At 75.5% G+C, this 11,122-nt stretch carries 8 protein-coding genes; 5 read left to right on the top strand and 3 right to left on the bottom strand.

Annotation, left to right across the window (positions count from 1 at the left end):
* Nucleotides 1-62: 62 nt before the first annotated feature.
* The 4 genes from ACH4UM_RS07560 to ACH4UM_RS07545 all read left to right on the top strand — a co-directional run bounded on the left by ACH4UM_RS07560 (nt 63) and on the right by ACH4UM_RS07545 (nt 5,685).
* Nucleotides 63-941, top strand: a complete 879-nt coding sequence (locus ACH4UM_RS07560; RefSeq protein ID WP_398175093.1) for a universal stress protein — start codon at nt 63-65, stop codon at nt 939-941.
* A gap of 16 nt (nt 942-957) precedes the next feature.
* Nucleotides 958-3,336 (top strand): glycoside hydrolase family 65 protein, encoded by a 2,379-nt coding sequence (locus tag ACH4UM_RS07555; protein WP_398175090.1) that lies wholly within the window; start codon nt 958-960, stop codon nt 3,334-3,336.
* A 510-nt stretch (nt 3,337-3,846) separates the two neighbouring features.
* Complete coding sequence (locus tag ACH4UM_RS07550) at nt 3,847-4,749, top strand: universal stress protein (RefSeq protein ID WP_398175087.1); 903 nt, start codon at nt 3,847-3,849, stop codon at nt 4,747-4,749.
* A 39-nt stretch (nt 4,750-4,788) separates the two neighbouring features.
* Complete coding sequence (locus ACH4UM_RS07545) at nt 4,789-5,685, top strand: universal stress protein (protein WP_398175084.1); 897 nt, start codon at nt 4,789-4,791, stop codon at nt 5,683-5,685.
* A gap of 83 nt (nt 5,686-5,768) precedes the next feature.
* Here ACH4UM_RS07545 and ACH4UM_RS07540 read toward each other — a convergent pair whose 3' ends face one another.
* The 3 genes from ACH4UM_RS07540 to ACH4UM_RS07530 form a co-directional block, all read right to left on the bottom strand.
* Nucleotides 5,769-6,458, bottom strand: coding sequence for a GerMN domain-containing protein (locus ACH4UM_RS07540; RefSeq protein ID WP_398175081.1), 690 nt, complete (start codon nt 6,456-6,458; stop codon nt 5,769-5,771).
* A 403-nt stretch (nt 6,459-6,861) separates the two neighbouring features.
* Nucleotides 6,862-9,198: a heavy metal translocating P-type ATPase gene (locus tag ACH4UM_RS07535; protein ID WP_398175078.1), complete on the bottom strand. Its 2,337-nt coding sequence runs from the start codon at nt 9,196-9,198 to the stop codon at nt 6,862-6,864.
* Between the two features lie 283 nt (nt 9,199-9,481).
* A complete protein-coding gene (locus ACH4UM_RS07530) occupies nt 9,482-9,769 on the bottom strand; it encodes a metal-sensitive transcriptional regulator (protein ID WP_398175075.1) in 288 nt (95 codons plus the stop codon).
* A 249-nt stretch (nt 9,770-10,018) separates the two neighbouring features.
* Here ACH4UM_RS07530 and ACH4UM_RS07525 point away from each other — a divergent pair, with 249 nt between their 5' ends.
* Entirely contained in the window at nt 10,019-10,954 is a 936-nt protein-coding gene (locus tag ACH4UM_RS07525) for a universal stress protein (protein ID WP_398175072.1), read from the top strand.
* The last annotated feature ends 168 nt before the right edge of the window (nt 10,955-11,122 follow it).

The raw sequence follows: 11,122 nt of genomic DNA, 5'->3' as shown, positions 1-11,122 counted from the left end.
ACCGTGGCAGCGGGACCCAATTGCCGCACGACGCGGCAACCCTGCGAAAGGCGGTGAGGACGATGGAACTGCCCCTGGTCGTGGGCGTCGACGGATCGGATTCGAGCCTGACGGCGGTCGACTGGGCCGTGGACGAGGCCGCCCGGCACGGGATGCCGCTGCGACTGGTGTACGCCTCCCTCTGGGAGCGCTACGAGGGCGCCGTCCCCTCGGGCAGCGTGGGCCGTCCCTCCGAGCAGGTGATGGCCGAGCATGTGGTCGCCTCCGCGGCGGAGCGGGCCCAGCGGCGCAACCCGGACGTTAAGGTGTCCACCGACATCATCCCCGAGGACGCCGTGACCGCCCTGCTCAACGAGGGCAACAACGCTTCGCTCCTGGTCACCGGCTCACGCGGCCGCGGAGAGCTGAAGGGGCTGCTCCTCGGCTCGGTCGGCCTGGCCGTGACGGCCCGGGCGCACTGCCCGGCGGTCGTGGTCCGCGGCGACCCGGCGGGCCTGGCCGGCACCCACGAGCGGATCCTGCTCGGCGCCGGCGAGTCCGACACCGGCGATGAGGCCGTCCGGTTCGCCTTCCGCGAGGCCGAGGCCCGCGGCTGCGTCCTGGACGTCGTACGGGCCTGGCGCACCCCCGCGTACGGGACGCCCGGCGGCGGCCCGCCGGCGGCCGGCGAAGCGGCCTCCGACTCCGAGGAGCGGGCCTCCGCCCTGCTTCAGGAACTGCTGCAGGACGCGATGGCCGGGCATCCGGACGTGCGGGTGCGCCCCGTCACGGTGGAAGGGCCGGCGCACAAGGTGCTCGTGGACCGTTCGGCCGCCGCCGACCTCGTGATCATCGGCGCCCGGCGCCGGGTGGGGCACTTCGGCCTCCAGCTCGGCCGGTCGAGCCACACGCTCCTGCACCACGCACAGTGCCCGGTGGCCGTCGTGCCGCAGCGGGTCTGACCGAGCGGTGGGGGCGGTGACGGCGGGGAGCTGGGCATACGACGGCTACGACCCCGCGCAGGAGCGACTGCGGGAGGCGCTGTGCACACTGGGCAACGGCTGCTTCGCCACCCGCGGGGCCCTGCCGGAGTGCGACGCGGACGACGTGCACTACCCGGGCACCTATGTGGCCGGCTGCTACAACCGGCTCGTCTCCCGCGTCGCCGGCCGGCGGGTCGAGAACGAGGACATGGTCAACCTGCCCAACTGGCTGCCGCTGCGCTTCCGCCTCGCGGACGGCCCCTGGCTGACCCCGGACACGGCGACCGTCCTGGCCCACCACCAGGTCCTCCACCTGGACTCGGGCCTGCTGGAGCGGCGTACCCGCTACGGGCTCGGCGACGGGCGGTCCCTGACCGTGCGCCAGCAGCGGATCGTACACATGGCCGACGCGCATCTGGCCGCCCTGCGCACCGAGTTCACCGCCGAGGGGTTCGCGGCGGACTTCGAGGTGGAGGCGGCCATCGACGGCGGCGTCACCAACGCGGGGGTACGGCGCTACCGGGACCTGGAGGGCCGGCACCTCACCCATGTGCACTCGGGCACCGCGGCCCCCGGCACGGTGTGGCTGCGCTGCCGGACCCGAACCTCCGACATCCGGGTCGGCATGGCCACCCGCCTGAGCGGAGACAAGGCGGCCGGAGCGGTCACCACCCGGCAGGAACACCCACGTGCCGTCCAGGAGATGCGCCTTCGCCTGGAGCCCGGCCGTACCGTCACCATCGACAAGACCGCCGCCCTGCACACCTCCCGCGACCCCGCCATCAGCGACCCGCTGCGCGCCGCGATCGACCGGGTGGGCGCGGCGCCCGGCTTCGAGGAGCTGCTGGAGAGCCATCTGACGGCCTGGGACCAGCTGTGGCGCCGGGCCGACATCGACGTCCCCGGCGAGCCCGGCCGCATCCTGCGGCTGCACCTGTTCCACGTGCTGCAGACCCTCTCCCCGCACACCGCCGACCTGGACGTCGGGGTGCCCGCCCGTGGCCTGCACGGCGAGGCCTACCGCGGGCATGTCTTCTGGGACGAGCTGTTCGTGCTGCCCTATCTGAACCTGCACTTCCCCGAGGTCTCCCGCGCCCTGCTCCGCTACCGCCACCGGCGCCTCGAGCAGTCCTGCTCGGCGGCCCGCGCGATCGGCCGGCGCGGCGCGATGTACCCGTGGCAGAGCGGCAGCGACGGCCGGGAGGAGACCCAGCGGCTGCATCTCAACCCCCGTTCGGGGCGCTGGCTGCCCGACCACTCGCACCTCCAGCGGCACGTCGGCTCGGCGGTCGCCTACAACGTGTGGCAGTACTGCGAGGCGAGCGGCGACGCCGAGTTCCTGCACACCAAGGGCGCCGAGATGCTGCTGCAGATCGCCCGCTTCTGGGCTGACTCGGCCAGCTGGGACGAACACCTGGGCCGGCACCGCATCCTGGGCGTGATGGGGCCCGACGAGTACCACGACGCCTACCCGGACGCCGACCGGCCCGGCCTGGACGACAACGCCTACACCAACGTCACGGCCGCCTGGGTCCTCACCCGCGCCCTGGAGGCCCTGGACATCCTGCCCGAGCCGCGGCGGCGCGAACTCGTCGAGCGCACCGGCCTGGACGGCGGCGAGCTCGAACAGTGGGAGGACGTCTCCCGCACGCTGTACGTGCCCTTCCACGACGGCGTCATCAGCCAGTTCGAGGGATACGGCGACCTGGCCGAACTCGACTGGGCCGGCTACCGCGAGCGGTACGGCGACGTCCGCCGCCTGGACCGGATCCTGGAGGCCGAGGGCGACACCGTCAACCGCTACAAGGCGTCCAAGCAGGGCGACGTGCTCATGCTCGGCTACCTCTTCTCGCCGGCCGAACTCCAGTGGCTGTTCGGCCGGCTGGGCCATCACCTGGACGAGGAGATCTGGTCGCGCACCGTCGACCACTACATCGCCCGCACCAGCCACGGCTCCACCCTCAGCGGCCTGGTGCACGGCTGGGTGCTGGCCCGCGCGCGCCGCGCCGAGGCGTGGACCTTCGTCCAGGAGGCGCTGCGGGGCGACATCGCCGACCTGCAGGGCGGCACCACCGGCGAGGGCGTCCACCTCGGCGCCATGGCCGGCACCCTCGACCTGGTCCAGCGCGGACTGACCGGCATGGAGACCCGCGAGGGCGCGCTGTGGCTCGACCCCGTTCCGGTGCCCGAGCTGTCCTCCTACGGCTTCGCCATCCGCTACCGGGGTCACTGGGGCGTACGGCTGCGGATGGAGCACAGCCGGGTCGAGATCGCCGTGCCCCGCTCCGACCGCTCCCCGATCGACGTGCGCCTGGCCGACCGCGACGTCTGCGTCCAGCCGGGCGAAACCTGCCACCTGGTGCTGCCCGACTGAGCCCCGCCATCCTGACGCCCGGCCGCCACTGGGTGCCGGCCCCGCCACTGGGTGTCGGCCCCGCCACTGGGTGTCGGCCCCGCCACTGGGTGTCGGCCCCGCCACTGGGTGTCGGCCCCGCCACTGGGTGCCGGGCGTGCGGCGGGGTGCCGGGCGTGCGGCTTGTCGGCCCCGCTACCGGGTGCCGGCTGTGTGGCTGGGTGTCGGCCGTGCTGCCGCGATCGGTCCGGTGGCGGGATCGGCCCCGCCACCAGGGGGCGGTCGGGTTGGTGGATGCCGGCCGTGCTGCCGTGCTGCCGGGCACTTGCCGGGCGGGCACTTGCCGTGCCGGTGGGCGTCGGCCGGGTCGCCGGGGTCGGTCCAGTCGCCGGGGTCGGGCCCGGTGGTGGGCAGGGCCGGTCGGCCCCCGGCAGGGACCTGGCAGCCCCTGCCCCGGCGCGCCGGGTGGCGCGACCCTGAAGGCGGGGAGCAGGCCGGGGGAACAGGTCCTCTTTTCGGGAGGTGGGCGTCATGCTTCCGCCCGTTGCCGCCGGTGTGGACGGCTCCGCCGAGAGCCTGGCCGCCGCCGAGTGGGCGGCCCGTGAGGCCGTACGCCGCGAGCGGGCGCTGCGGCTGGTGCACGCCCGGGACTGGCACCCCCGCCAGGAGGACGGCGTCATGGCCAACGCGGCCCAGCGGCACCTGGCCGGACGCGTTCTGCGCCAGGCCGCACAGCGGGTCCGCGTCGCCTGCCCCGACCTGAATCCGTACGAGGACCAGGTCGAGGGCCCGGCGACCGGGGCTCTGCTGAAGGCGGCCGCGGAGGCCGAGCTGCTGGTGCTCGGCTCGCGCGGCCTGAGCCGCCCCACCGGCTTCCTGGTGGGATCGGTCGCCCTCGGCGTGGTGGCCAGGGCCGTACGGCCCGTCGTACTGGTGCGGGCCGGCCTGCGGGCGGCGGACGAACACTTCCCCGCGGGCGACGCCGGCGCCGATGTGCGCCCCGGACACCGGGACGTGCTGCTCGGCGTCGACGCCGGCCACCCCTGCGAGGAGGTCCTCCGGTTCGCGTTCGAGGCGGCCCGCCTGCGCGGCGCCCGGCTGCGGGTCCTGTACGCCTGGCACTCGCCGACCCCGCTCGCCCTCGGCCCCAGTGCCGCCGCCGCGCTGGACGACCCCTGGCGGGCCGAGGAGGAGCTCGGCGCGGTGGACGCCGTACTGCGGCCGTGGCACGAGGAGTACCCCGGTGTGCGGGTTCTGGTGACCGCGGTGGGCGACCTGCCCTCGGCGGCCCTCGTGCGGGCGGCCACCGGAGCCGGGCTCGTGGTCGTCGGGCACCGCCTCGTCGAGCGGGCCGGACCGCCGTGCACCGGACCCGTCACACACGCCGTGATCCATCACGTCGGCTGCCCCGTGGCCGTCGTGCCCCATTTCTGACCCGGACAGGCCCCACACGCGGGCCAGGAGGTGACGGTCATGCGCAAACCGGTGGTGGCCGGAGTGGACGGTTCGCGCGAGAGCCTCGCCGCCGCCCACTGGGCGGCCAGGGAAGCCCTGCGACGGGGACTCCCGCTCCATCTCGTGCACGCCTGGGAAGGCCTGCCCGAGGAGGACACCCCGGCGCCACTGCCCGAGATGCGGGTGCCGCAGGCGCACGCGCGCCGGGTGCTGCGGTCGGCGGCCGACCGGCTCGACGAGCTCTACCCGCAGCTCACCATCACCACCGAACAGGTGTGCGAGGCCCCCGGACCCGCGCTGCTTCGGGCGGCGCGGGACGCCGAGCTGCTGGTCGTCGGCAGCCGGGGACAGGGCCAGGTCGGCGGGTTCGTCTCCGGCTCGGTCGCCCTGGCCACCGCCGCGCACGCCGAGCGCCCGCTGGTGCTGGTACGCGCCGGTGAGACCGCCGAGGCCGAACACCTGCCGGACGGCACCGGACGGCCCTCGGTGCGCACCGCCCACCGGGACGTGGCGGTCGCCGTCGATGTCGGCCGGCCGTGCGACGACGTCCTGGAGTTCGCCTTCCACGCCGCCGAACTGCGCCGCGCGCCCCTGCGCGTGCTGCACGCCTGGCACGTCCCGCTCACCCGGGGCGTCCCCGACGCCGACCAGCGCGCCCGCGTGAAGCGCGCGGCGGAACGCGAGGTCGCGGCACTCCTGGAGCCGTGGCGCGCGAAGTTCCCCACCGTGGTCGTCCAGGACACCCTCCACGAGGGCCGCGCGGCCCATGTGCTCGTGCGGGCCGCGAGCGGCGCGGGCCTGCTGGTGGTGGGCCGCCGCAGGAGGCGTACCGCGGTCGGCTCGCACACCGGTCCGGTCGCCCACGCCCTGATCCACCAGGTCGGCCGCCCGGTCGCGCTGGTGCCGCACGACTGACGCCGTACGTCCCCGGGGGCGCCCCACTCCCGAGCGGCCGCCCGCCGACCGAGCCACAGTCACCGAGTCACCGAGTCACCGAGTCACCGAGTCAGGGTGAGCGGCACGGTGTCGACGGTCACCGGGTGGCCGTCCTTGGGCGAGAGGTGGTACGCCTTCAGCAGGCCCGGACCGCCGCGCGCGCTCTTGTAGGGGAACGTCACGTCGAAGGTCCCGCGCGTGCCCGTCCCCGACGTGGCCCGGACACGGACGTCGGCGTCGGTGCGGCCGGCGGCGTCGGTGATCCGCAACCGGAAGACGGCCTCGAACATGCTGGCGCTGCCCCACACCCTGAGGGGGCTGCGGACGGTGTCCCCGCACATGGGCGACTCCACCAGGACCGCCGGGGCCAGATCCTCGAAGTCGGCCCGGACGACCGGCCCGTTGAGCGCGATCCCCTCGCCGCCGAACTGCCGTACCGGCTTGCCGTCGAGGGCGAAGCGGACCTTCTCCACCGAGGGGAACCGGGTCACGGTGAAGACGACCTGCGCGAGCCGTGCCCGCATGGACGGGCTGCCGTCGTCGTAGCGGCCCGACAGGTCGACGGTGGCGACGCGGTCGCGGACGACGACGGAGCGCAGCGCGGTACCCGACGGGATGGCCGTGGTGCGGCCGTGCGTGCGTTCGTACCGGGCGGGACCGGCCAGCAGGGCGCGCAGGACCCCGGCGGCGGTGGACGGACCGGTGACGGTGCGCGGCGCCGGCGAGACGTGCTCCCCGTGCAGGAAGTACACGCCCCTGCGGACACCGCGTGTTCCGCCGCTCCCGCCATTGCCGTTTAAGGGAAGGGGACTTGACGAGGTGTCCGGGGACGCCCCTGGCGAAGTGCCCGTCGTATGGCCCGAGGCGCCTCCCGGCGTGCTCCGCGGTGTGCCGGTCCCGGTCGTGGAACCCCGGGGGTGCCGGTGCCGGCCCCGGTGCCCGGGCCGGTGCCCGTCCCGCACGCGCCGACGAGCAGGAGCGGCAGCGCCAGTGCCGCGGTGCGCATCCACCGACGGCGCCCGCGCCGGCCGGGAGCCGGAGTCACAACGCTCGACCCGCTGTTCATGGCGGCCTCCTTCGCCCCACCGGCCAAGCGCCCCACCGGGCCGCCTGCCAGGGACCCGTTCGGTACTGCCGCAAGGGCCGTCCGGCGGGTCACGGCGCGAGCGAGAAGTAGTTCTCCTCCTCCTGCGTGAAGTGCAGCCGCAGCACGGTGTGCAGGCCGTACAGGCAGGCGCGCAGGTCCTCCAGCTGCTCGGGCGCCAGGGCGCCGCCGTCCGCGTCGGCGAGCGCCAGGTGGGTGGCGATGCGGCGGGCGAGCCGGTCGATCTCGGCGTGGGCGCGGCTCATGGTGGCGGTCGCCTCGGGGCCGCCGAGCGTGGGCCCGAGCGCCGGATAGAGCTGGTGCTCCTCGGCGTACTCGTGCGGCAGCAGCCGCTCGGTGAGCAGCCGGTGCACCTCGCGCACCGACGCCAGCGCCCGCGCCGGGCTGCCCTCGGTCAGCTGGGCGGCGGCGTCGCGTACGGCCTGCACCACGTCCTGGAGGTCGTCGTGCTCGGCGGCGAAGCGGTGGATGAGGGCCTCCGTGGCGGGTTCGAGGGGCGGCCGGGCGGCCTGGTCGACGCGCAGTGCGCGCAGGGCGTTGAGGATGACCGCGACGTCGATGCCCTCCTGCAGCAGTGCGCCCAGGGCCGGGGGCAGCAGTCCCATGGCGGCCGCGCCCATGGCCACGAGCGAGAGCAGCATCCCCCCGAGGGCGCTCTGCACCGCGATCCTGCGCGCGCGCACGGCGATCGCGGTGGCGTCCGCCAGCCGGTCCACGCGGTCGGTGGTGAGGACGACGTCGGCGGCCTCGGAGGAGGCGGTGGAACCGCGCGCCCCCATCGCCACGCCGACGTCGGCGGCGGCGAGCGCGGGGGCGTCGTTCACGCCGTCGCCGACCATCACGGTGACCGCGCGCTCGCGTTCCGCGCGGACGGCGGCCACCTTGTCGGCCGGGGTCAGTTCGGCCCGTACGTCGTCCAGGCCGAGGACGGCGGCGATCTCGCGGGCCGGCTCGGGCCGGTCGCCGGTGAGCATCACGATCCGCTCGATGCCCGCAGCGCGCAGCCGGCGCAGCGTCCGGGGCGCGTCGGGCCGCAGCGGATCGCGCAGCAGGACCGCGCCGACGGGCCGGCCGTCGACGGCGACCCAGGCGACGGCCGAGCCGTCCAGCAGCGCACGGTTCTCGGCCGCCCGGGCCCAGGACGGAACCGGGGTACCGGCCTGAAGGCGGCCGACGGTGGTCCTGCGGCCCTCGACCACGGCGCAGGCTCCCCGGCCGGCCTCCTCCGAGACCTCCGTGGCCGCCGACGGCTCCAGTCCGCGCTCGCGGGCCGCCTCGACGATGGCGTGCGCCAGGACATGCGGTGAGTACTGGTCGACGGTGGCCGCCAGCCGCAGTATCTCGGCGGGCTGCCGGCCGGGGGCCGCCGTCACGTCCTGCACGCGCGGGCGGCCACCGGTGAGGGTGCCGGTCTTGTCCAGCAGCAGGGTCCGGGCCCGGCCGAGATTCTCCAGGCCGCCGCCGTCCCGGACCACCACACCGAGCCGGGACGCCCGCGACAGTCCGGAGACGATCGCCACCGGCGCGGCGAGCAGCAGGGGGCACGGCGTGGCGACCACCAGGACCGCCACCGCCCGCACCGCGGAACCGCTGATCAGCCAGGCCAGCCCGGCGACCACGAGCGACAGTGGCAGGAACCAGGCCGCGTAGCGGTCGGCCAGCCGGACCACGGGGGCCGACTCCGCACCCGCCTGCTGGGCCAGCCGGACGATCTCGGCGTAGGTGCTGTCCTGTTCGGTCGCGGTGGCCCGCAGTTCGAAGGCGCCGCCCGCGTTGACCACACCGCTGCGCACCGTGTCGCCGGGGGCCCGCTCCACGGGCGCCGACTCGCCGGTGAGCACCGACTCGTCGAGCACGGCGGTGGCGTCCACCACCTGGCCGTCGACGGGGACGACCTCGCCGGCGCCGACGACGAGCAGGTCGCCGACGCCGACCTCGGCGAGCGGCACCGTGCGCACCTCGGTGCCGGTGCGCCGGCGGGCCGTGCGGGGCGCGTGCTCCAGCAGGGCGCGCAGATCGTGGGAGGCCCGCCGCTGGGCCGCAGCCTCCAGGGTGCGGCCGGTGGCCAGCATCAGGGCGATCAGGGCGCCGGCGAGGTACTCGCCGACCGCCAGGGTGCCGCCGAGCGCGAGGACCGCGATCAGGTCGACACCGGCACGACCCTGCCGCAGCGCGGCGAGCACCCAGCCCACCGCGGGTCCGACGGCGGCGATGGTGCCGATGGCCCAGCACAGGTCGGCCGCCGCGCTGTCGCCGAGCAGCCAGAGGACGCCCCCGGCCGTCAGGGCGCCGGCCGTGACGGCCAGCAGGGCCGGTTCGAGCCTGGAGAGCGCGGTCGGCGCGGCGGCCGGCCGGGGTACGCGCTGTTCGGGTGTGACGCGGTGCATGGCAGTCCTCACGTCCTCGCACGAGCGCCGCACGCACCTGTGCCGCGCGGCCACGGCGGCGGGGCGCCGCCGTCACGTTCACGGGGAGCGGTCGCACACGCGCTCCCCCTGCCTCTGCCCTCCAGCGTCCGGCGTCCGGCCTCCGGGGGCCAGGGCCCAACGGCACCTTCGGGTCCCCGTCCGGCCCCGGAACGAAGTCCCGCCGCCCGGCGGGCCGCGGCCGCCCCCGGACCAGTGACAGGCCCCTCGTGCGGGGGAAGGCCCCTCACGCGAGGGAGAAACCTCAGGCCAGTGACAGGAACAGCTTCTCCATGCGGGCGCGCATCTGGACGGCGTCCTCGCCGTTGGTCCGCCCCGACTCGATGTCGGCCACACATTTCTGCAGGCCGGTGGCGATGATGGCGAAACCGGCGCGGTCCAGGGCTCGGGAAGCGGCGGCCACCTGGGTCACGACCTCCTCGCAGTCCCGCCCCTCCTCGATCATCCGGATCACCCCGGAGATCTGGCCCTGCGCGCGGCGCAGCCGGTTCAGCACGGCCTTGAGGTCCGCACCCTCGAGCTCCAGTTCCACGATCACTCCTCGCAAAATACCCCGCAGGGTACTGTACGTGCCGGTTCCGGACGGCGTCGACCACCCCACCGACCGGAACATCCTCGCGTCTGCGCCTTCGGTGCCGATGCGGGAAGGCCTGCGCGCCTCCGGCGCCGCCACCGGCATCCGCGGCACGGCCGGTCGGCTCCCGATCAAGGACCGATCGGCCCTCCTGCCTCGGGGCGCGGATCACGAGAGTGGAGCCATCCACCGAAGGAGGCCACTCCCATGTCGTCCACCCCTGCCCGTCCTGTCGTCGCCGGCCTGGACGGCCGCCGTGCGAGCGTCGCGGCGGCCGACTGGGCCGCCCGTGAAGCGCTGCTGCGCGGTGTGCCGCTGCGGCTCGTGCACGCCTGGGAACAACTGATCGTGCCGTACGCGTCCCTCGCGCAGGTGGCCGTGCCGCCGGACCCGGAGAGGTCCGCGCAGCTCCTGGCCCGGGCCCGGGACCACCTCACCCACCGTCACCCCGGCCTGGAGGTGACCACCGACCGTCTCTCCGGGGACCCGGCGACGGCCCTGGTGGCCGCCGCGGCGGACGCGGAGCTGCTGGTGCTCGGCTCGCGGGGCCTGGGCCGGACCGCCGGGTTCCTGCTCGGTTCCGTGGCCCGGACCGTGGTGGCGCGGGCCGGACGACCCGTCGTACTGGTCCGTTCCGCCGACCCCGGGAAGCCGGAGGACGACCCCCTCACCGGCTCCCACGAGCCGGAAGCGCCCGTTTCCGGTGCCGTTTCCGGTGCCGGTGACGGTGACGGTGACGGTGACGTGGTCGTCGGGGTGGACCTCGACGGCCCGGACGAGGCCGTGCTGGCGTTCGCCTTCGACTCCGCCGTGCGGCGTGGCACCGGTCTGCGGGTCGTGTACGGGCGCGGCCCCGCGGACGAGCCCGCCGACGCGGCCGGCCTCACGGAGACGGACGCCCTCGCCGAGCCGCTCGCCGACGCGTTGCGCCCCTGGCAGGAGAAGTTCCCCGGCGTGCCGGTGACCGCCCAGGCCGCGATCGGCCGGCCCGGCTCCCATCTGGTCGACGCCTCGGCCGACGCCGCCCTGCTGGTCGTCGGCCGGGCGGCCCGCCACGCCACCATCGGCACCCACATCGGACCGGTCACCGACGCGGCCCTGCGCCACGCGGCCTCGCCGGTGGCGGTCGTCCCCCACGACTGACGACGAGACCGACGACGAGACCGACGACGAGACTGACGTCAAGGAGCACGGAGCAGACTGCCGACCAGGAGCGGGGGGCACAGGAGCAGGGGGCACAGGAGCAGGGGGCACAGGAGCAGGGGGCACAGGAGCAGGGGGCACAGGAGCAGGGGGCACAGGAGCAGGGGG

It is taken from the genome of Streptomyces sp. NPDC020801, assembly GCF_044334385.1.
Classification (GTDB): domain Bacteria; phylum Actinomycetota; class Actinomycetes; order Streptomycetales; family Streptomycetaceae; genus Streptomyces.
The sequence above is the reverse complement of the archived record's forward strand: the minus strand, read 5'-3'. Positions and strand labels throughout refer to the sequence as shown.

Coding starts and splice junctions, on each gene's coding strand:
- ACH4UM_RS07560 (WP_398175093.1), top strand. CDS start 63: ATGGAACTGCCCCTGGTCGTGGGCGTCGACGGATCGGATTCGAGCCTG.
- ACH4UM_RS07550 (WP_398175087.1), top strand. CDS start 3,847: ATGCTTCCGCCCGTTGCCGCCGGTGTGGACGGCTCCGCCGAGAGCCTG.
- ACH4UM_RS07535 (WP_398175078.1), bottom strand. CDS start 9,198: ATGCACCGCGTCACACCCGAACAGCGCGTACCCCGGCCGGCCGCCGCG.
- ACH4UM_RS07545 (WP_398175084.1), top strand. CDS start 4,789: ATGCGCAAACCGGTGGTGGCCGGAGTGGACGGTTCGCGCGAGAGCCTC.
- ACH4UM_RS07525 (WP_398175072.1), top strand. CDS start 10,019: ATGTCGTCCACCCCTGCCCGTCCTGTCGTCGCCGGCCTGGACGGCCGC.